Origin of the sequence: Faecalicatena contorta (assembly GCF_021531895.1) — a bacterium.
Classification (GTDB): domain Bacteria; phylum Bacillota; class Clostridia; order Lachnospirales; family Lachnospiraceae; genus JAFBIX01.
Genome location: NZ_JAFBIX010000015.1, coordinates 14,375 through 36,813, shown reverse-complemented (window position 1 = coordinate 36,813; position 22,439 = coordinate 14,375). Strand labels below are relative to the sequence as shown.

The 22,439-nt window shown below is 41.3% G+C and carries 19 protein-coding genes and 1 pseudogene; 6 read left to right on the top strand and 14 right to left on the bottom strand.

The features are described from left to right. Window positions 1-62 precede the first annotated feature (62 nt). From JQM81_RS07400 to JQM81_RS07385, 4 genes are all read right to left on the bottom strand, one after another. A complete protein-coding gene (locus JQM81_RS07400; protein WP_235232897.1) occupies window positions 63-1,136 on the bottom strand; it encodes a coiled-coil domain-containing protein in 1,074 nt (357 codons plus the stop codon). Window positions 1,137-1,297: 161 nt separating this feature from the next. Beyond that, window positions 1,298-2,797 (bottom strand): glutamate synthase subunit beta, encoded by a 1,500-nt coding sequence (locus tag JQM81_RS07395; protein WP_235232896.1) that lies wholly within the window; start codon window positions 2,795-2,797, stop codon window positions 1,298-1,300. A gap of 12 nt (window positions 2,798-2,809) precedes the next feature. Then, window positions 2,810-7,345, bottom strand: a complete 4,536-nt coding sequence (gltB, locus tag JQM81_RS07390; RefSeq protein ID WP_235232895.1) for a glutamate synthase large subunit — start codon at window positions 7,343-7,345, stop codon at window positions 2,810-2,812. 128 nt (window positions 7,346-7,473) lie between these two features. Beyond that, window positions 7,474-8,415 carry a CPBP family intramembrane glutamic endopeptidase gene (locus JQM81_RS07385; protein WP_235232892.1) on the bottom strand — a complete coding sequence of 314 codons (942 nt, stop codon included), beginning with the start codon at window positions 8,413-8,415 and terminating at the stop codon, window positions 7,474-7,476. 47 nt (window positions 8,416-8,462) lie between these two features. Between JQM81_RS07385 and JQM81_RS13880 the strand changes: the two are divergent. Then, window positions 8,463-8,687, top strand: a pseudogene (locus tag JQM81_RS13880) (hypothetical protein); the annotation flags it as partial. On the opposite strand, the gene JQM81_RS07380 reads toward JQM81_RS13880, so the two are convergent. From JQM81_RS07380 to JQM81_RS07345, 8 genes are all read right to left on the bottom strand, one after another. Continuing rightward, window positions 8,585-9,076 (bottom strand): prolyl-tRNA synthetase associated domain-containing protein, encoded by a 492-nt coding sequence (locus tag JQM81_RS07380; protein ID WP_235232890.1) that lies wholly within the window; start codon window positions 9,074-9,076, stop codon window positions 8,585-8,587. The pseudogene JQM81_RS13880 and the gene JQM81_RS07380 overlap by 103 nt on opposite strands. A 16-nt stretch (window positions 9,077-9,092) precedes the next feature. Beyond that, on the bottom strand, window positions 9,093-9,647 hold the full coding sequence (locus JQM81_RS07375) for a helix-turn-helix domain-containing protein (RefSeq protein ID WP_235232884.1): 555 nt from the start codon (window positions 9,645-9,647) through the stop codon (window positions 9,093-9,095). A gap of 78 nt (window positions 9,648-9,725) precedes the next feature. Next, window positions 9,726-10,646, bottom strand: a complete 921-nt coding sequence (locus JQM81_RS07370; RefSeq protein ID WP_328282602.1) for a tRNA-dihydrouridine synthase family protein — start codon at window positions 10,644-10,646, stop codon at window positions 9,726-9,728. A gap of 68 nt (window positions 10,647-10,714) precedes the next feature. Further along, a complete protein-coding gene (locus JQM81_RS07365) occupies window positions 10,715-11,947 on the bottom strand; it encodes a [Fe-Fe] hydrogenase large subunit C-terminal domain-containing protein (RefSeq protein WP_235232882.1) in 1,233 nt (410 codons plus the stop codon). After that, the gene (locus tag JQM81_RS07360) at window positions 11,944-12,603 is read right to left on the bottom strand and encodes an ABC transporter ATP-binding protein (protein ID WP_235232876.1); all 660 of its coding nucleotides are present in this window, start codon (window positions 12,601-12,603) and stop codon (window positions 11,944-11,946) included. Before JQM81_RS07360 ends, JQM81_RS07365 begins: the two co-directional genes overlap by 4 nt. 13 nt (window positions 12,604-12,616) lie before the next feature. After that, a complete protein-coding gene (locus JQM81_RS07355) occupies window positions 12,617-14,116 on the bottom strand; it encodes an ABC transporter permease (RefSeq protein WP_235232875.1) in 1,500 nt (499 codons plus the stop codon). A 44-nt stretch (window positions 14,117-14,160) separates the two neighbouring features. Next, window positions 14,161-14,940: a zf-HC2 domain-containing protein gene (locus JQM81_RS07350; protein ID WP_235232874.1), complete on the bottom strand. Its 780-nt coding sequence runs from the start codon at window positions 14,938-14,940 to the stop codon at window positions 14,161-14,163. After that, entirely contained in the window at window positions 14,940-15,419 is a 480-nt protein-coding gene (locus JQM81_RS07345; RefSeq protein WP_328282601.1) for an RNA polymerase sigma factor, read from the bottom strand. The genes JQM81_RS07350 and JQM81_RS07345 overlap by 1 nt, the downstream gene beginning before the upstream one ends. A 206-nt stretch (window positions 15,420-15,625) precedes the next feature. On the opposite strand from JQM81_RS07345, the gene JQM81_RS07340 reads away from it, so the two are divergent. The 5 genes from JQM81_RS07340 to folK all read left to right on the top strand — a co-directional run bounded on the left by JQM81_RS07340 (window position 15,626) and on the right by folK (window position 19,718). Then, on the top strand, window positions 15,626-16,981 hold the full coding sequence (locus JQM81_RS07340) for a bifunctional folylpolyglutamate synthase/dihydrofolate synthase (RefSeq protein WP_235232873.1): 1,356 nt from the start codon (window positions 15,626-15,628) through the stop codon (window positions 16,979-16,981). Beyond that, complete coding sequence (gene folE, locus JQM81_RS07335; protein ID WP_235232872.1) at window positions 16,978-17,535, top strand: GTP cyclohydrolase I FolE; 558 nt, start codon at window positions 16,978-16,980, stop codon at window positions 17,533-17,535. Before JQM81_RS07340 ends, folE begins: the two co-directional genes overlap by 4 nt. A 65-nt stretch (window positions 17,536-17,600) precedes the next feature. After that, window positions 17,601-18,092: an HD domain-containing protein gene (locus JQM81_RS07330; RefSeq protein WP_235232920.1), complete on the top strand. Its 492-nt coding sequence runs from the start codon at window positions 17,601-17,603 to the stop codon at window positions 18,090-18,092. Continuing rightward, window positions 18,089-18,910, top strand: coding sequence for a dihydropteroate synthase (gene folP, locus JQM81_RS07325; RefSeq protein ID WP_235232871.1), 822 nt, complete (start codon window positions 18,089-18,091; stop codon window positions 18,908-18,910). The genes JQM81_RS07330 and folP overlap by 4 nt, the downstream gene beginning before the upstream one ends. Next, window positions 18,903-19,718, top strand: a complete 816-nt coding sequence (folK, locus tag JQM81_RS07320; RefSeq protein ID WP_235232870.1) for a 2-amino-4-hydroxy-6-hydroxymethyldihydropteridine diphosphokinase — start codon at window positions 18,903-18,905, stop codon at window positions 19,716-19,718. The genes folP and folK overlap by 8 nt, the downstream gene beginning before the upstream one ends. Before the next feature lie 61 nt (window positions 19,719-19,779). On the opposite strand, the gene JQM81_RS07315 is transcribed toward folK, so the two are convergent. Together JQM81_RS07315 and JQM81_RS07310 are read right to left on the bottom strand one after the other, a co-directional pair. Further along, window positions 19,780-20,400, bottom strand: a complete 621-nt coding sequence (locus tag JQM81_RS07315; RefSeq protein WP_235232869.1) for a metallophosphoesterase family protein — start codon at window positions 20,398-20,400, stop codon at window positions 19,780-19,782. Window positions 20,401-20,406: 6 nt separating this feature from the next. Beyond that, complete coding sequence (locus tag JQM81_RS07310) at window positions 20,407-22,317, bottom strand: BMP family ABC transporter substrate-binding protein (RefSeq protein WP_235232868.1); 1,911 nt, start codon at window positions 22,315-22,317, stop codon at window positions 20,407-20,409. Between the last annotated feature and the right edge of the window lie 122 nt (window positions 22,318-22,439).

The window sequence follows — 22,439 nt, the reverse complement described above, 5'->3', positions numbered from 1 at the left end:
TCCCAAAAATTTACAGCTCAGTTAAAAAATGAGCTGTAAATTAATCTTTATTAATTCGAATATTATCTGCGAACATATACCATACCAGCCTGAACCGGTCCAATCTTAACAACATCTCCTGTATGTGGAGCATGAATCATCTGACCACCTCCAATATAGATACCACAATGGGTAGCTGATGTTACTACATCTCCCGGCTGCGGATTACTTACTCTTGTCCATCCCATGAAAGTCATTGTCGTTCCGATACGAGTATAACTTCCAGTCAGGCAATAGCTTACGAAACCAGAGCAATCAAAACTATTCGGTCCACAAGCTCCCCAAGAATATGGTTTACCAAGCTGGCTGTATGCTCTACTTACAACAGTGCCTCCATTTACGCTTGGTGGCACATTCGATGAACCAGAATTACTTGAACCAGTATTTGTATTGCCTGTGTTCGTATTGCCTGTGTTCGTATTTCCTGTATTCGTATTATTCGCTGCCTGCTGAGCCTGCAATTGTGCCTGACGCTGTGCCTCAGCTTCTCTGGCTGCCGCCGCTTCAGCCGCTTCCTGAATCCGTGCATCAAGATCAGAAACTTCTGCCTGCTTAGAAGCAATCACTGTATTCAGCTCTTCTTCTTGTTCTTCATACTCTACCTGCATAGATTCCATTTTTTGCTGGTCTTCTTCCAGAGTTGTCTTCAGATCTGCAATCTCTTGCTTTGTCTCTACGTATTCCTGTAACTGATTTCTATCATATGTATGCACATTCTGTACATATTCAGCTTTATTTACCAGATCAGAAAAATCTTCGGATGTTACAAGTGTCTCAAGTGCTGTAGAATTTCCCTCTTCATACATGAACTTAATACGCTTTTTCATCGCCTCGTACTGTTCCTGCTCTTTTTCCTCTGCCGCCTCCAGATCTTTCTCTGCCTGACTGATCTCTTCACCTTTCGAGATCAGATCTTCTTCCAGATCGCTAAGCTTTGTCATAATACTGTTCAATTCATCCTGCAGAGACTTCACTTCGCTCTCCTTCGCAGCTTTATCTTCCTTCAGATCATCTACCGAAGGAGCAGCCATAACCGGCATTGCAATCATAGAACTTGCAACCACAACAGCTAACAGTCTTGTTCCAAATTTCTTCATAAATCTTATCATCCTTTAACTTATTTTTATACTCTTTTACCCTTATTAACATAGATAATCCTATATCTGGAACCAATTATACCTTAATACGATATTTTTTGCAATATTTTTTAACATTTTTGTAACATCTTAAGAAATATCTTTGAGAACTAACAAGGTATTTACTGTATATTCATATTTGTATATCCCATCAGACTAATATCAACTTCTTGTGCTGCCTCCCGGCCTTCCCGGATTGCCCACACGACCAGCGACTGACCTCTGTGCATATCTCCTGCTGTAAATACATCCTTCATGTTCGTGTGATATTCTCCTGTTGGTGTTGCAACATTCGTTCTTTCGTTTACATTTACACCAAATGCCTTGGTAACGTAACTTTCACTTCCCAGGAACCCGGCTGCGATCAGCACCAAATCTACATCGACAGTATATTCACTTCCTGCTACCTCTGCCATCATCGTTCGGCCCGTCTTTTCATCTTTTTTAGACTCCAGTTTTACAAGAACTGCTTTACATACATTGCCATCTTTGTCTTTCTTGAATTCTTTTACAGTGGTCTGGTATTCTCTGGGATCTTTTCCAAATACAGCGATTGCTTCTTGCTGACCATAGTCTGTCTTGCAGATTCTCGGCCATTCCGGCCATGGATTCATCTCTGTACGTTCATCTGGTGCCTTTGGCATCATCTCTAATTGAAGGACTGATTTGGCACCATGACGCATCGAAGTACCAACACAGTCATTTCCAGTATCACCTCCACCTATGACCATAACTTTCTTGCCCTTTGCAGAGATATAAGTTCCATCTTTTAGCTGCATCTTGTTCGCCCAGAGAGCCTTTGTTGTTGACTTCAGGAAATCTACTGCAAAGTAGATGCCTTTTGCATCGCGCCCTGGAACTTTGATATCTCTTGGATTTGATGCTCCACAGCATAGGATGACCCTGTCAAATTCTTTCAATAATGTTGCCGCCTTCTTATCTTTTCCGATATTACATCCTGTTACAAAAGTAATACCTTCTTCTTCCATAATCGCAATCTTGCGATCGATAATCTGTTTCTCCAGCTTCATATTCGGGATACCGTAACGAAGCAAGCCCCCAACTTTGTCTTCACGTTCATAGACAGTAACACTGTGGCCTCTGCGATTCAGCATATCTGCAGCCGCAAGTCCGGATGGCCCGGAACCTACGATTGCCACTTTCTTTCCAGTACGCACTTTCACTGGTTTTGCCGACGCATATCCTTGTTCATATGCATTTTCAATAATTCCATATTCATTGGCTTTCGTCGATACAGAATCTCCATTCAGGCTGCAGGTACATGCTGCCTCACATAAGGCCGGACACACACGTGAAGTAAATTCTGGAAAATTATTCGTTTTTTTCAAACGATGGTATGCTTCCTCCCAATTCCCATGATAAATCAAATCATTCCACTCCGGTACCAGATTATGCAGCGGACACCCACTGGCCATCCCTGCGATCATCTGTCCCGCCTGACAAAATGGCACACCACAAGCCATACACCTTGCTCCCTGACGTTCCTGTTCTTCTCTGGACAAAGGGGTGTGGAATTCGTTAAAATGCTTGATTCTCTCTTTTGGTTCTTCAGCTATCTTATCCTGTCTTTCATAATCCATAAATCCTGTTGCTTTTCCCACTTTTCTCGCCCCCTATCTTCCATTTTTGATTGCATAGAATGCTTCGATTTTTGCCTGTTCACTACTCATACCCTGCTCTTCCATCTGTAAAATGGTCTTCAACATACGTTCATAATCAATCGGAATAATCTTCTTGAACTTCGGCAGATATTCTGTGAAGTTATCCAATATTTCTTTTCCAATCTCTGAGTTCGTATTTGATACATGTTCCTCAATCATACTTTTCAGTTCATTTACGTCATACTTGGACGATACATGTTCAATATTGACCATCTGCTTATTTACATTCATGTACAGATCGCTGTCCATATCCAGGACATACGCTACGCCACCGCTCATACCTGCCGCAAAGTTCTTACCAGTTTTTCCTAAGACTGCCACACGTCCTCCGGTCATGTATTCACATCCGTGATCACCCACACCTTCTACTACTGCAGTCACACCAGAGTTACGCACTGCGAAACGTTCTCCCGCAACACCATTGATAAATGCTTTTCCACTGGTAGCACCATAGAGTGCAACGTTTCCTATTATAATATTTTCATTATGTTTATATTGAACACCCTTTGGCGGATAGACTATCAACTTACCGCCAGACAGGCCTTTACCAAAATAATCATTACTGTCACCAACCAGCTCCAGAGTCAGGCCTTTTGGAATAAATGCTCCATATGACTGACCTCCGGCACCTGTACATTTCACAACAAAACTATCTTCCGGCAATCCTTCTGGATATCGTTTTGTAATCTCAGAACCAAAGATTGTTCCAAAAGTACGATTGGTATTGGTAACATCCACTTCTATGATTCTCTTCTGTTTCTTCTCAAGAGACGGGAGTAATTCTTTCACCAGGACTTTTTCATCCAACGTCTTCTCTAATTCAAAATCGAATACTTTCTTTGGGTTAAATGTAACAGGAGTCTTCGTACCCTCATATGGATTATAAAGAATCTGCTGCAGATCCAATGTAGCTGCTCTGTTAGAAGTCGGTTGTTCTTTCGCTCGCAACAGATCTGTGCGGCCTACCAGTTCGTCAATGGTACGTACGCCCAATCTGGCCATATGTTCTCTCAAGTCCTGTGCAATAAAACGCATAAAATTAATTACATATTCCGGTTTTCCGGTAAATCTTTTTCTCAATTCTGGATTCTGGGTCGCCACTCCGACCGGACAAGTATCCAGATTGCACACTCGCATCATAACACATCCCATTGTTACCAATGGTGCCGTTGCAAATCCAAATTCCTCGGCTCCCAAAATAGCTGCAATCGCCACATCCCGTCCACTCATCAATTTACCATCTGTTTCAATGCGGACACGCTCTCTTAATCCATTTTGAATCAAGGTCTGATGTGTCTCTGCCAGACCAAGTTCCCAAGGAAGACCTGCATTGTGAATCGAACTTCTTGGAGCCGCACCGGTTCCCCCATCATATCCGGAGATCAGAATTAATCCGGCGCCTGCTTTGGCAACACCTGCTGCAACGGTTCCTACGCCCGCCTCTGATACTAACTTTACAGAAATTCGGGCATCTTTATTCGCATTCTTACAGTCATAGATCAACTGCGCCAAATCCTCGATAGAATAGATATCATGGTGTGGCGGCGGAGAGATCAGACTTACACCAGGCGTAGAATGACGAGTATTGGCAATCCATGGATATACCTTTCCTCCCGGGAGATGTCCGCCCTCTCCTGGTTTTGCTCCCTGTGCCATCTTAATCTGAATCTCTTTTGCGCTTACCAGATATCTTGAAGTCACACCAAAACGTCCAGAAGCCACCTGCTTAATCGCAGAGCATCTGTCACTGTCAAGACGGTCGATCTCTTCTCCACCTTCACCACTGTTAGATTTACCATGAAGACGATTCATAGCGATTGCCAATGTCTCATGTGCCTCTTTGGAAATAGAACCATATGACATCGCTCCTGTCTTAAATCTTGTAACAATAGAATCTACGCTTTCTACTTCATCTATTGGAATTCCTTTCTTCGGATAATTGAACTCTAATTGTCCGCGAAGATTGATGTGTTCACCTTCTTTATTGACCATTTCCGTGTATTTTTTAAACATCTCATAATCGCCACGTCTGGTAGACTGTTGTAACATATGAATCGTCTGTGGATTATAAAGATGTTTTTCTCCGCCACTCTTAGACTTATGCTGACCCACACTATTCAATGTCAGATCTACTTCCAATCCTAATGGATCAAACGCCTGAGAATGGCGTGCAATATAATCCTTTGCTATTTCTTCTATTCCAATACCGCCTACACGGCTTACCGTATCCGTAAAATACTTGCGGATAAATTCTTCTTTTAAACCAATCGCCTCAAAGATCTTTGCACCCTGATAAGACTGAATCGTGGAGATTCCCATCTTGGATGCGATCTTGACAATACCATTGATAATTGCGCGATTATAATCATCCACTGCCGCATAATAATCCTTCTGGACCATATTTGTATCAATCAATAGCTTAATAGATTCATGCGCCAGATATGGATTGATCGCACAGGCACCATAACCAAGAAGTGTCGCAAAATGATGTACCTCCCGAGGTTCACCAGTTTCCAGAATAATCGCCACCGATGTTCTCTTCTTCGTACGGACCAGATGCTGCTGCAGTCCGGACAACGCCAGCAAGGATGGCATTGCAACATGATACTCATCGACTCCCCGGTCAGAAAGGATCAGGATGTTCGCGCCTTCTCGGATCGCACGGTCTACTTCAATGAACAGATAATCAATAGCTTTTTCCAGACTGGAATTCTTATAATATACTGTTGGAATCTCTGCCACTTTGAATCCATCCTGCTTCATATTCTTTATCTTCAGAAGATCTGTATTGGTAAGAATTGGATTATTTACCTTCAGCATCTTACAATTCTCTTCTTTTTCTTCCAGAAGATTGCCATCTGATCCAATATAGACGGTTGTAGATGTAACGACTTCTTCACGGATCGCATCAATTGGAGGATTGGTAACCTGGGCAAAAAGCTGTTTAAAATAACCGAACAGGTTCTGATGCTGATCAGATAATACTGCCAGCGGTGCGTCAATACCCATCGCCGCCGTACCTTCAGAACCATTCATTGCCATTGTCAAGATAGATGTCTTTACTTCTTCGTAGGAATATCCAAATGCTTTCTGAAGTCTTTTGCATTCCTCTGCTGTATAAGAAGGAACCTTCTGATTCGGAATCTTCAGGTCTTTCAGCTGTACCATATGACTGTCAAGCCATTCACCATATGGCTGTCTGCTCGCATACATCTCTTTTAACTCTTCGTCATCAATCACTTTTCCTTTTACGGTATCGACCAATAACATTTTCCCTGGATGAAGACGTTCTTTTACAACAATCTTTCTCGGATCAATATCCAGTACTCCAACCTCAGATGAGAGAATTAAGGTATCATCATCCGTAATATAGTAACGAGAAGGACGCAAACCATTTCTGTCAAGTACTGCTCCCATACAATCACCATCACTGAACAGAATGGAGGCCGGGCCATCCCATGGCTCCATCATCGTTGCATAATACTGATAAAAATCTTTCTTTTTCTGAGACATGTTCTTGGTATTCGCCCATGGTTCTGGAATAGCAATCATAACTGCTAATGGCAGATCCATACCACTCATCACCATAAATTCAATTGCATTGTCCAGCATTGCAGAATCAGAACCCGCAGTATTGATTGCCGGAAGGACCTTATGAAGTTCGCCCTTCAGATATTCTGATTCCATATTCTCTTCTCTGGCGCGCATCTTATCTGCATTTCCACGAATCGTATTAATCTCACCATTATGTACGATAAAACGGTTCGGATGTGCACGTTCCCAGCTTGGATTCGTGTTGGTACTAAATCGGGAATGCACTAATGCAATCGCAGAGTCATAATCCTCATTCTGCAGATCTTCAAAAAATGAACGAAGCTGTCCTACCAAAAACATTCCTTTGTAGGCAATCGTTCTGCTAGAAAGGGATGCTACATAAGTATCATCACTGCTCTGCTCAAAGATTCGGCGTACGACATATAGTCGTCTGTCAAAATCAATTCCTTTTGCAATCTTTTTCGGACGTTCAATGAATCCCTGCATAATACATGGCATACATTCTGCCGCACGGCTTCCCAGCACATCAGGTCTTACCGGCACTTCTCTCCATCCCAGGAAATTCATGCCTTCCTTTTTGACAATCACTTCAAATATATTTTTTGCCTGATTCTTTTTCAGCTCATCCTGGGGGAAGAAAAACATTCCCACCCCGTAATCTCTCTCTGAACCTAAAAAGATGCCGAGAGGTTCGCAGACTTTGGAGAAAAACTTGTGTGAAATCTGTAATAAAATTCCAACTCCATCGCCTGTCTTACCTTCGGCATCCTTGCCAGCTCTATGCTCTAAATTTTCTACTATCTTCAAGGCATTTGCCACTGTATCATGACTTTTTTGGCCTTTGATATTAACGATCGCACCAATTCCGCAGTTGTCATGTTCAAACTGAGAACGATACAATCCAGCTTGATTGCTTACTGTCTGCTCGTTCATATATCTAGTCCTTTCTGTTTTTATTTTTTCCTACTATACTACTTTTCTGTTAAAATGTAAACAATTATTTTTATTAAATTGTCAGATAATTAGATTATTTAATATTTTTGCAAAAAAAATCTGGCAGTTTATGCATCTGCCAGATTTTCATTTTTATTCATTTGTTCTTCTATATCCGGTCTCTCATCGATTCTCTGAATCAATACAAACATCGTTGCTGAAACAGCCGCACACACTACTGTTATAATACCAATTCTCAAGGAATCTTCCACTAACCACTCGTACAGTTTGAACTCCGTTCCAAGTACAGACAACAAATTCATAGCCATATGTGCCACAATCGGCGCCTTCACAGAACCATACTTTTCATAAACATATGCCAGCATCATTCCAAGGATAAATCCGTAGATCATCTGTACCATGTTCATATGCAACAATCCGAATACAATTGAAGAATACAACGCAGCCTGCATAAATGCTCCCTGCTCCCGTAATCGCTTAAAAAGCAATCCCCGGAATACCAACTCTTCACTTATTGGTACTAAGACCGCCAGGGAAATGATCTGCACGAATAATGGAGCTGAATAAAGTGCATCCATCGTCTCCTGATATCCATCACTGACGGAAGACAGATTCGCAATAAGAATCAAATTATTCAATCCCATACTCAACGATAATGCCAAGACAATCTCCGCCAGATACTTCCAGATTGGAGCTTTCTTGTTCGGAATCACACCTCGTAACTTTTCTGCAACCCTGTCTTTATGAAACAGTACCAGCATCACAGGAATTGTAACCAATGCAGCAATTCCTTCTACAAGTGTCGTTGCATTGATATATTCCTCCAACAGATTCGCATAGAGATTCATCATCTGTGTTTCATCCTGCATTGCACTCATCGCAGCATCATAATGTGCATATATATACGTAAAACTCAATGCCATCATCGCAGCCATACTGACACCGAATCCGATTGCCCATTTTATAACAAGCGGTCCGCACAAATGCCACATTCGCTTTCCATTGCTTCTCGGCGGCATAGGAGGGACCTGTCTATTCTGCTCTTCCATATTGATCCTCTCTTTCATCTATCACTACGTTACCTATTCTACTTCTCATGACCAGAACATGCAATAAAAAAAGTATTAAATTTGTTCATTGGTCGAGACCCCTGGGTAGGAGATGGGTGGAACTTAGGAATGGCAGGATGTTCGAGAGCTGTCGAACAAAAGATAGAATCTATAACTTAATCTTCACAACATCTACATCGAGATCCCAAAGGAATTTATCCAGATCTTTGAATGACAAGAATACGGTCGCGGTATTTTCCAGTGGATGTATTCCCAGGCTCTTGCATCTGCTCAGGTCTTTGTCTATAAAGAATTCTACCGCATGATCTGTATCATTCATAAGTCCAAATGGAGATACACTTCCTTGCTTCAGTCCCAGATATTTTTCCAGACGATCTTCGGAAGCAAAGCTGATATTTCCAGCTCCCAGCTGTCTGCCTAATGCTTTCAGGTCAACCTTCTTTTTTTCATCACAGGTCACAAGAAAATGTCTCTTCCCTTTTGAGTCTCTTAAAAATAGATTCTTACACAGAGTTCCTTTCTCCGGTAATCCTAATCTATCCATATCTTCCATCGTATGTACGGGTTCATGTTCCACGACCTCATACTTGATCTTCAACTTGTCCAATGCGTCATATACACGTTTCTTCTGGTCTTCCATGCTGCAAAACTCCTTTCTAATTCGGATAATGGACTACAATACAGGCAGTCACCATACCCTTTCCTGTGTTTTTGTATATGTATTCATCAAAAGCATTATAAGACGCAGAGTCTCCTGCTTCCAATACATATTCCCTGTCTTTAAAGATCATTGTCAACTGTCCGGCATACACTGTGATGAACTCTCTGGTTCCATTCATCTGCTGATTTCCAGCCATCATACCACCTTCATCAAATTCCAGGTCAAATATTTCAAAATCCTGCCCGTCCCGAAAACTAAAGATTGGATACAGGCGATATTTCCCCTCGTTTCCAACCAGAGGAATCACTTCTGCTTTCCCTGTTTTTGAAAATGGCATCGGCTTATCTGCTGTAAATGCAGTAACCGGAACTTTTAAGCCAAGAGAAAGCTTGTATACTGTTGAAATCGTCGGATTCACTTCTCCACGTTCAATCTGACTCAGCATACTCTTACTGATTGTGGTAAGTGAGGATACCTGTTCTAAACTTAATCCCTTTTTCTTGCGGATCTCTTTCAAATTCTCTGCAATTAACTGATTCAAATGTTCCAAACAAACGCCTCCCCAAAAATTCCTGTATATGGAATTTTTTTCTATTATATTGCAAATTTATGCAAAAGTAAAGAAAAACTATAGAATCTCTCGCACGGCCTCTTCATATTTATTCATATGTTCTGCCTTTTTTATCTTCTTAAGAGGCTTTTCACAATCTGGGAAGAGATGTCCCATATAACACCATATTTCCTTCATCTTGAAAAGTACATTCCTCTCTCCCATATTGAGACTCTGATATTCATCAAATATCTGATCATGAAACTGACGAAGACGATTCTTATCTAATTTATCTCCATCCTCCATCTCGCTGACAAGACCCGGATTGTATATAATTCCTCTTCCCAGCATAATCGTTGATACTTCCGGGAATCTCTGTTCAAGCCGTCTGACATCTTCAGTCCTGAACAGATCCCCATTATAACAAACTGGATTCCGGCTGTTCTTGAGTGCCTCACCAAACACCTCATAATTCGGTGTATTTTTGTAATAATCCTGCTGCACTCTGGGATGGATAATCAACTCTTCTACAGGATACTGATTATATATTGACAACAGCCATTCAAATTCATCAGGCTGATACTTGCCAAGTCTGGTCTTAATTGAGACCTTAACCTTCACATTTGCATAGATCTCATCCAGGAATCGGTCCAACTCTTCTGGCTTAGCAAGGAATCCCGAGCCCCGTCCTTTTGACACTACCGTCTTCGATGGACAACCCAAATTCAGGTTGATCTCATCATATCCAAGTTCTTCCAGTTTCTGCGCTGTTCTGGCAAAATCCTGCGCATGATTCGTCAAGATCTGGGGAATCGTCCTCATTCCCATATGATTCTCAGGTGCAATTTCTCTCAATTCTTTCGTTGTAAATCCCTTCTTCATATGTGGAGATAGAAAAGGGATAAAATACTTATCCATCGGATGAAAATAAGTATGGTATGCTCTGCGGTAGATATAAGTCGTAATCCCCTCCAAAGGGGCCAGATAATACTTCATCATTTGTCCTCCTGGCAAAATACTGTCGAGCTCTATTGTACCCTATCTTACCCTCCGATTACAACCAACTCTTAATGAAAATCTCTGGTTAGCAGAGAATCTTCCTCCAAAAGTTCTTCCACTGTCTCAAATCCCAGTTCTTCCAGAATCTTCAATACATAGGGATTCTCCAAGGGCGTCTGAAATGACGCTTCATCACTGTATATATCTACCCGTTTTCGGCTTTCTTCTTTCTCAACAATTGCTTTCGGTCCACCTACACACCCGCCGATACATCCCATTCCCTCAAAAAAGTTTGCTTCTGTCTGATTTTCTTTGATCCGTTGGATCATTTCCATACATTCTCTGGTTCCATTTGCCTGCTCTGAACAGACTTGAATCTTACGGTCAGGCTGCAGTTGTTCTGCCATCTCTGAGACAGCCTGACTTACCCCTCCAGTTCTTGCATAGAGCCTTCCCGCCTTTGATGCATGTTCCTTCCACTCGTCTGTCAGTTCTGCCGGATGGATGTCTGCCACCTCAAAGATATCACGGACTTCCTGAAATGTCAGTACATAATCGACAGCATCGTCAATATCCGGCTCCTTTGCTTCTTTCTTTTTCGCAAGGCATGGACCGGCAAATACCGTCAGAGCATCTGGATGAATCCTTTTAATCATACGTCCACACGCAATCATCGGTGATACAGCGCCCGGTACATGAGGCATCAACTCATGATAACTCTTACGTATCATGGCAATCCACACTGGGCAGCAGCAGCTGGTCAACTGATAATCTCCTTTTTGCTTCACATGGCTATCAAATTCCAGCGCTTCTTTCAGTGTTAGAATGTCTGCGAATAACGCGACCTCCACCATTCCGGTAAATCCCAGAGCCTTAAACGCAGTCCGAAGCTTTCCCGGTGTCACATCTTCTCCAAACTGTCCGAGAAAAGCCGGTGCAATCATCATATATACTGGTCCTTTTGCCTCTCTTACTGCTTTCATAGCCGGCAGCACATCCTTCCCAGCAACAATGTGATGATCCTTACAGGCTTCGATACATGCCTCACAGCCAACACAAAGAGAGGGATTGATCCATAATTTCCCGGATGCATCCCTCTCAATCGCATCAAAGATACAACTGTTCTGACACGCTCTGTCATAGGCACACTGCTCACATGTACTGACCGGAAGGACGGGTGCATACTTTTCTGGATGCAACAGACAATCCAGATGATATGGATCATATCCGTCCGGCAACGGTTCCTCTAACGATACCTTCCTTTCCAAGAGATCACGATAAAGTTCTTCAAATGTCTTCATACTCTTCCATCCTCAATTCTTATGATTCTGTCACATTGCTTTGCAAGATCCAGATCATGTGTAATCATAAGAATAGTCTGCTCCAATCGTTGGTTAAGTATTCGGAATAAATGCATGATCTCTAATGTATTTTTCTGATCGAGATTACCAGTAGGTTCATCTGCAAGGATAATCGCAGGGCGCGTAATCAGAGCTCTTCCAATTGCGACTCTCTGTTGCTGACCTCCAGACAACTGACTTGGCAAATGCTCTCTGCGCGCCTCGAGCCCTAACATTTTCACAATTCCAGAAAGTCGTTTTGTATTTATTTTTTTCCCATCCAGCAGTAAAGGAAGTAGAATATTTTCTTCTACAGTCAGTATCGGAATCAAATTATAAAACTGATAGATAAGCCCAATATGTCTTCTCCTGAAAACAGCCTGTTCATTTTCATTCAATGCTAAAATATCTGTATTTCCTATCAACACCCTTCCTTCTGTTGCTTTTTCCACACCTCCCATTAAATGTAACAGCGTAGATTTTCCCGAACCAGACGCACCAGTAATTGCAATAAATTCTCCTTTTTCTACATTAAAAGAGACATGGTCCAGAGCTTTCACCTTCGTTTCTCCTGTACCATAAATCTTTGTTAAGTTTTCTACCCGTAATATTGTCATAATACCCCCTTAATCAATCATTTTCATTACAGATATATTGCATATCCAATCTCTTCATTTTTGTCAGACCATACAGCGTAGGCAGCAAAACCACCACCAATACCAGCAATATTTCCGCGACAACAATTTGATACGGCATACTCAATTGGAACTTTACAACCCAGGCATCCTGTGCCGTTTTTACATACACACCTCCAATTGCAATCTCTTTATACTGCTCATGCAGCAGAAAAATACTGAACGGAATCCCAATGACTCCTGTTGCGATCCCATAAATAGAATTTTCAATGACCATCATCTTAGCCAATTGCCTTTTTCCCATGCCTAACGACTGATAGACCGCAAATTCTCTTCGTCTCATACGGATATCAGCTGCAATCTTTTGAATCATACTGGTCATACAAAACGCTGTCAGAGCAATCAGCATACCACATTGGAAAACAAGCCGAAGAGGTTCCCCATCTAGCTGAACTCCTGTTATCTTTGTATATTCCCTTCTCCATTGCATGCCAAAACATGCCCATACCATAATACAGCAGATAAGACTTAACATAGCAATGCAGATAGTATACTGTTTTTCATGAAAGAATACATTTTTCAAAGCAATCGCACCTTCCGTTCCCAATATACGATGTTGTTTTTTTAATGTTGTAAGCTTTTGCCCTTCCAGTTTTGAAGGATATCTGCGAATTACCATATCCATAATGGATGCATTTCCGGCTCTTGATGCTGGTATCATACTTGCCAGAGATACTATCAGGAATCCACATAAAAGAATCATTCCTATATCGATTCTGTTTATTATAAATTCCATATCACTTTTCCTTGAGAGTACTTGCTTTTCTATGAAGATTCCCTGAATAAGTCCAAGAAAGATTCCTGACATTCCTTCTATTATTCCTTCAAAAAATATACAATTTGCTTTCTGCCATCTGGTAGCACCCACACTTCCAAGCATACCTAAGTATCTGATTTTTTCACTGACAGAGATTGCAAACACATTATAGATAAACACACTGGAAAAAATGATGATAATTACAATCATTGTAAGTGTCAATGCCCCTGATCCTTGCGCTCCTTCGTAAAATATACCGTATAGTTCTAACAGACTATAATGATAAGTAATATTGTATTTTATTTTTTCATGCCCGATATCTTCATACTGCTCTTCTTCGGGAAGTATGCTCATATTAATCTTTTCTGCAAAACGTTGTGTCCTGCCGATTGCAGATACTCCTGGATGCTTTAATTCCACATCCACACAATTGCCGGCATGCTCTTCACAATTGGACGTCACCGCTATCTGCTTTGTTTTATTCCACGTTGCAATTTCCTGAATCTGTTTTTCCGTCACCTGATGAAATCTGGCATGCCATCCTCCTTCTTTTTCTATAATCTTACCTTCTTCAGCATTGCGAAATGCTGAAGAGAAAAGGACAACAAAGGTTAACGCTGCAACAGACAATGCAATCCCAAGAATTGTCAAAATTGTTCGGTGCTTATTTCTTTTCATATATTTCCATGCCAAAATCCATATTATCTTTACAGACGAATTTTTCATTTTCGTTCTCCACTTCGTATATAAATCGGGTATCCATAATGTTCCTCTTCCAACAAATAATATTGATCTGCTTTCTTTTGAATCTCTGGCGGGGCTTTCTCTACTGACTGCCCTTCTTTCCAGATGATTGCTTTATCACTTTTATTTTTTCCTGTGTAAAAAATAGATGAACAGGTATAGAGGTAATCATAATGCACCGTCTGTGTCATTGGAAATATAAAACTGATCTTTCCATTACAGTCTGAATAAAAGCTGTCTTCTTCATCTTGCCATGGCATCAGATATTGAAAGTGAAGCTCATACCATGCCTCATCATTATCACCATCTGGATTACCATCTATCTGTATCCCATAATCTGTAATATGTGCAAATGGTCTGTCTGTCTGAATCGTACAATAGATATCACCCGTATCAAGCTGATATAATTCTGTAATTTTGACATCTTTTGCTGCAACAGAATTAATCCAGACCGAAAAATATTCTGACCACGCATAATCAATCATCAATACGAGCAGCAGAAAAAGTGCAATCGGGATAATATAGAATGAATTTAATTTTCGCTTCATCTTTTTGGCAAATCTTACAAAACGCTCTTCCTCCTGACGATCTTCCATTGTGACTGGAACTGTTTTCATTGCTTTCTCATAGATATCTCTGCACACCTCACACTTCGAGAGATGATCTTCAATCAGTTTACAGCTTTCCTCACTGCATGCCTCATCTTCATACAGAACCAGCAGATCTTGAATCACATTACAGCTTATCTTATCACTCATTACGATTCCTCCTTGATATGTTCCTGGATCTTTAATTTAGCCCGATGATATGTCACGCGTGCCCATCCTTCTTTTCTCCCAAATATCTCCCCGATTTCCTTATATGACAAATCACCAAACGTTCTTAACATAAACACTTCTTTAAACGGCTCGTTCAGACAATTCATTATCCTGTAAACAGACAACTCCTCTTCTTTCTGGAGCACCAGATCTTCCATCGTTGCATCCGCATACACTTCGGAGATATCTTCGTGAGTCAATCGTTTTTGTTTTTTACAATGTGTCAGATATGTATTCTTTGCGATCTGACAAAGCCAGGTTTTTAGCGAACATTCTCCTTTAAATTTATGGATATTCTTTAACGCTTTATAGAATGTTTCCTGTGTAATCTCTTCTGCAATATCAGGGTTTTCACTCATTGCAAGCAAAAAAAGATATACATCTCTGAAATACAAACGATATATTTCTTCAAAACTCACGATTTCCACCTCCTTTGATTATTAGACTACCAAAAAATGAGATTCGTTACACGTATGAATGTATTTTATCATTATGAACTGAAAAACCTGATATCCGCATCTTTCTTCAGATACATAACAACGTAAAAAGATTCCAGAAACTGGCTTGTCGAAAATGTCCTTTAGTGCTATGATGGATAACAGTAATATGAAAGGAAACGAAGAACGTGACCTATAAAGAAGCAAGGGTATATTTAGACAATATGTCAAAATACGGAAGTGTACTTGGTTTGGATACGATTCGTGAACTGTTGCATGAACTGGGTGATCCTCAGAAAGATCTAAAGTTTATACATATCGCAGGGACTAATGGAAAAGGATCTGTGCTTGCATACACTTCTTCAATTTTAAGTCAGGCAGGATACAAGACCGGACGATATGTATCGCCAACAGTGGTTTCCTATTTGGAGCGGATTCAGATTGATGGAACATGGATATCTGAAGAAGCATTCGCCAGATGTACACATAAGATCCAGGAAGCTATTGCGCGCATGGAGACAGCCGGCAAGAGAAGCCCGACTGTGTTCGAAGCTGAGACAGCAATAGCTTTTTTATATTTCAAAGAAGAGCACTGTGACCTGGTTGTTCTGGAATGTGGACTTGGCGGTGATCAAGACGCAACGAACATTATTGAAAATACGCTGTGCGCTGTATTTACTTCTATCAGTCTTGATCATCTTGGAATTCTCGGCAATACTATAGAAGAGATTGCACAGACAAAATCCGGTATCATAAAATCTGGATGCAGAGTTGTTTCTGCTCCTCAGAAACCAGAAGTATTGCAGATATTAGAACAACGAGCCAACTCTTTACACTGTCCATTTCACACTGCAGAACGCAATAAAAGAACGATTCTGAATGAAAGCTATTCCGGTCAGACTTTTTCCTATAAAAAGCGAGAACACATCTTCTGCCCTCTCGCTGGAAAATACCAGGCCGATAATGCCATCACTGCACTGGAAGTTATAGATGCACTTATAGAACTGGGATATAATATCACAGAAAATGACATTGATACAGGATTTTCCCAGACTTCCTGGCCGGGCCGCTTTACCTGTCTTGGAGAACACCCTCTGTTCTTCATCGACGGGGCACACAACGAAGATGCTGCAAAGCGATTAAAAGAATCCATTGATACTTATTTCCCAGGAAAGCGTCTTATCTATATTATGGGAGTATTCCATGATAAAGAATATCAAAAGCTTGCTGCAATCATGGCTCCATCGGCAAAGTCTGTGCACACGGTTGATCTGCCCAATGCAGAACGTACACTTTCTGCTGGTGATCTTGCAGAAGTGATGAGGACATACTGTTCACCTGACATTCCCGTATCCTGTGAGCGAAGCATCAAAGATGCTGTGAAAAATGCTCTGGCAGATGCCAAAGCTATGGATCCATCCGATGGAGATAATATCATCCTTGCTTTTGGCTCCCTTTCCTATCTGGGACAGGTACGCGAAGAATACCACCAACTCACGCAACAAATAATAGAAAAAAAAATGATAGAAGGAAAGAAACTATGATAGATCAAGAAAAAATCAAACAAGCCGTTCAACTCATGCTGGAAGGCATCGGAGAAGATATCCACCGCGAGGGTCTGCGTGAGACACCAGACCGCATTGCGCGTATGTGTGAAGAGCTCTATGGTGGGATGAACGAGGATGCCGGCACACACCTTTGCAAGGTATTTCACGTGGAGAACAGTGAGATGGTGTTAGAAAAAGACATTACTTTCTATTCCACCTGCGAACATCACATGCTGCCATTTTACGGGAAAGTGCATATTGCCTATATCCCGGACGGGAAAGTAGTCGGACTAAGCAAGCTAGCCCGCACGGTAGAGGTATTTGCAAGACGACTGCAGCTTCAGGAGCAATTAACCGGCCAGATTGCAGACGCTCTGATGGAGCACATGCAGCCGAAAGGTGTGATGGTTATGATTGAGGCGGAGCATATGTGTATGACTATGCGCGGCATCAAAAAACCCGGAAGCCAGACTGTGACGATTGCAAAACGAGGGGAATTTGAGAACAATCCTGTGTTGGAAGAACGATTTTTCCATATACTGAACCGCTAAAGTTATTTCTATTGGAGGAAACTATGTCTGAGACACAAGTAATACCATCTGACTGTTATGATTCCATGCAGCAGGTCGCATTTCTGCGAAAACATCCTTTATACCGTTCCTCTTACCAGCGGCTTGAAGAATTAGAATATGACCGTATCTTCTGCCGCCATCAGATGACGCATCTTCTGGATGTGGCAAGAATTGCATACATTCATAATCTTGAACACGGACTTGGCATCCGAAAGGAACTCATCTATGCCGCTGCTCTTCTGCATGATATCGGAAAATACCGTCAATATGAAGACGGTACTCCACACGAAATCGCAAGTGAAGCGATTGCAGCCACAATATTATCCGACATGCCTGAACCGATCTGCTTTACACCAGAGGAAAAGCAACAAATCCTGACTGCAATCCGCGGCCACCGAAGGCTTCGACAAGATGCCGAACCGCTGGAAGCGCTTCTATATGAGAGTGATAAGGCATCCCGGGCCTGCTACGCATGTCAGGCAGAAGCAGATTGTAATTGGAGTAATAATAAGAAAAATATGGAGATTCTATTATGATTATTGGAGAGAAAAACTTTGATGCTACAAACCATACCTATATTATGGGAATTCTAAATGTAACCCCTGATTCTTTTTCCGATGGAGGAAAATATCAGCATCTGGATGCCGCACTCAGACATGCGGAAGAAATGATCCATGATGGGGCTGATATTCTGGATGTTGGCGGAGAGTCCACACGTCCCGGACATACACAGATTACGGATGCCGAAGAAATCGAACGTGTTGCTCCCGTCATTGAACAGCTAAAACACCATTTCGATATTCCAGTCTCTATTGACACTTATAAAAGTACGGTTGCAAAGGCAGCTCTTGATGCCGGAGCTGATCTGGTCAATGATATCTGGGGATTAAAATACGACGAACATATGGCCAAACTAATTGCCCGTTATCAGGTGCCCTGCTGCCTGATGCACAATCGAAAAGAAGCCTTATATCAGAACTTTATTGCTGAGTTTTTGGAGGATATGAAAGAATGCATCTCTCTTGCGAAAAAAGCAGGAATCGAAGACGATAAGATCATCCTTGATCCCGGAGTAGGATTTGGCAAAACTTATGAATTGAACCTGGATATTATCCGGGAAATTGACTGCATGCAGGAACTCGGATATCCGATTCTTCTTGGAACTTCCCGAAAATCAGTCATTGGACTTACCCTGGATCTTCCTTCTGATGAACGTGAAGAAGGAACCCTTGCTACTACAGTATATGGAATGCTGCACGGCTGTTCTTTCGTAAGAGTTCACGATGTCAAGGCGAATCACAGGGCAATTACCATGATAGAAGCCATCTTGCAAAGGAGTAAGAACCATGGATAAAATCAAGATATCAAACCTGGAAATCTTCGCCAATCACGGGGTATTCCCAGAAGAAAATGTACTGGGTCAGAAGTTTATCGTCTCAGCCATTCTGTACACCAGCACTCGAAAAGCCGGGAAAACCGACGAATTAACCGACTCTATCCATTATGGCGAAATAAGCCAGTTCATCGATCATTTTCTAAAAACACATACGTATAAACTACTCGAGCGTGCAGCCGAAGCTCTGGCAGAAGAATTATTACTCCACACTGCCGGTCTAGAAAAGATTCAATTAGAGCTCAAAAAGCCCTGGGCTCCGATTGGTCTTCCTCTGGAAACCGTATCTGTTGAAATCGAGCGCCAATGGCATACCGCCTATATTGCACTCGGCTCTAATCTTGGGAATAAAGAGCAATATCTAAACGATGCAATTACTGCCTTAAACACGACTCCTTACTGTGAAGTAACTAAAGTCTCTTCTTTTCTGATAACAGAGCCTTACGGAATGACCGAACAAGACGACTTTCTGAATGCCTGTCTTGAACTTCGTACACTTCTGCCTCCAGCGGAACTGTTAAGCGAACTTCATCGTATTGAGCAGGCTGCCGGGCGAGAACGCATCATTCACTGGGGTCCTCGTACACTGGATCTGGATATTATTTTCTATGATGATCTCATCTATGAGACTATGGACTTATGCATCCCTCATGTCGAAATGCACAAACGAGACTTTGTATTAAAGCCACTTCATGAGATCGCACCATACAAACATCACCCTTGTACCGGCAAGACTGTTCATGAGATGCTGGAATCACTAACATTATAATTGCATCATCCAATAAAGACCTCAGGAAAATTTTCCCAAGGTCTTTATCTCACCAAACATCTTATCTTATATGTTCTTCTGGATGTTCATCCTCAAAATCAAATACGCAGCGTTCATATGCATTGATCACATGAGTATCTTGATATTTATCATATCTCTTATGCCTTCTTCCATATGATATATGTACATGCCCATGGATAAAATATTTCGGATGAAACCTTTCCATCAATGTATTAAATACCTGAAATCCCTGATGTGGCAGGTCTCGTCCATCATTCAGCTGATAAGCCGGAGCGTGGGTGACCAGAATATCAAATCCCCGCCTTCTCAGCAACTGAAACCATAATTTGCTGACTCTGTGCCGCATCCCCCATTCTGTATACTGATGTTCTCCCTCACGGTAACGCATGGAACCTCCCAAGCCCAGGATGCGAACTCCTTTATATACATAGATCTGGTCTTCTATACATATACAGCCTTCCGGTGGAATCTGTTTGTATTTTTCATCATGATTTCCATGGACATATAATACCGGTACAGATGCGAATGTAGCCAAAAATGAAAGATACCTCGGATTCAAATCCCCACAGGAAATAATCAGATCGATTCCCTCTAGCCTGCTTTTATCAAAATGATCATAAAGGGCAGGAGCCTCTTCATCCGCAAGTGCTAATATTCTCATAATATTCTAACCTTTCGTTATATCGATTCCCTGCTGTGAAATAACAGGTCTGGATGCCTCTTGTAACTCCTCTTCTTTTGGAATAGATCCAACGACATTCTCTGCCAGCCAATCCATAGTAAGAATCTCTTCTGGTGTCAGACTCTTATTTGGATTGTTCTGAACCACTCCTTCCTGAGAATAAAGAACTCCTGAAAATGGATTAAATTCTCCTGTACAGATTGTATTCTTCAGAAGATCTACCAGTCTCTTTGTTCCTATCGGAAGGTTCTGAGAACAGATAACATCTACTACTCCCGAAGACATCCCCCACCAGTAGTTGATTGCCTGCATCGTTGACGGATTATCATCATACTTCCAGGTCCCATCCATAATCGTCTGAATCAACTGCTCATAGAATTTACCCCAATGCCATAATGGCATTGCAAGATTGTGAGGAACTTCTCCATCCAGTCGATAAAGTCCAAAATACCGAGACGCTTCTTCCGGTATTACCATATCCTTTCCAGATACACACATGGGCTGTAACTGTCTGATATTTTCAATAACATTGCCTTCTTTCTTCGTTGACCATTCCAGATATACTTTTGCCCTTGGATTGATCATCTTCGCTCCCAGCGCAAATGCGTTAATATTGGCTATTGCACCATATATCGGATAATCTGCTATATAAGCGATCTTATTATTCTCCGCCATTGCTCCTGCTATAGCCCCCATCAGGAATTTTGCTTCATGCATCCTGGCATAGTAAGTTCTGATATACCGATGTGAAGTATTTACTGAACAGCTTAAAATACGAATATCTGGATGTGCAATTGCAGCCTTTACACTTGCCGGTACAAAAGAAGGCGTCGTTGTAAACACGATATTGCATCCCTGCTGTATCGCATCTTCGATGCGTTCCTCTATATTATCCAATGTTGTATTATCATAATAGATTGTACTTACCTCTTCCGGGAATTTTTGTTCCAGATGCATTCTTCCTAATTCATGTGCATAGGTCCACGCAGAAGATGTTGCTGTCTTTTCATAGATAAAGGCTACTTTCAATTTTGGTGCACTGATTGGAAGCAGACGGCTTAAAATAGGTTTTTTCTCCTTTCCTGGATCCATCTTAAGATCAACTTCCTTATCTTCTTCCAACAACTTGAACTCTTCCCAGCTCTTCGTGATTAAAGCCTTCAACTCACTTGTTGTCTTATCTTTTAACGCTTCATATCCATATAATGTAATAAATGACAAGAATGCGTCCCCTGCTGTGATAGAAAGCTTTTCTCCACCCCTTGCTCTATATTCTCCATTAAATCTGGAATATACAGAATTAAAATCTAACCGGTCTTCGTCATTCCACTCTTCATCTTCACTTTTGCCGACCGCTTCTAATAATTTTGCAAATCTTCCTTCCTCAGAAAACCAGATATAATTAATCTTTGTCTTATCATAAAAATCCATATATTCATAATATATCTTGTTTTCTTTTTCCTCTGTACGCTTTGGTACGACACGAGTAACGATGGCCGGAGTAGACACGACACCAAAGAACTTCATGACACTGACACGCTTATTTCCTTCTTCTACATAGAATTTATTCATATATTCATAAGCCTTAATTGGTTCACGAATTCCTTCATTTTCGTGAGCAGTACAAAGATGCGCCCATTTAATTGCAAATTCTGTATTTTCTCTCAATATCGGCATAAAATTAGACGCAAAAGCTTCACTTCTTCCATAAGTTTTCGTTCCCACGATCTGGTCGACCGGAATCTGAACTAATCCCAAAGGCACTTCAGATAATGTACCTTTACCTGGAAGGATGTCATCCAGCACCTCCAGTGTCGGTTTCAGACCACGAAGCATTCGAGATTGATACTCTTTCTTGCCCATTTTATATGCTTTGATATATTCTTCTATTGCCATAATATCCTCCTAATAATTAGAAATTATCTTTGATATTAACATCATTTCCAACTTATTATATACCATTCTCTAGAATTTCACCAGTATCCGACTTACATAAAAATAGGAAGCATATGCTTCCC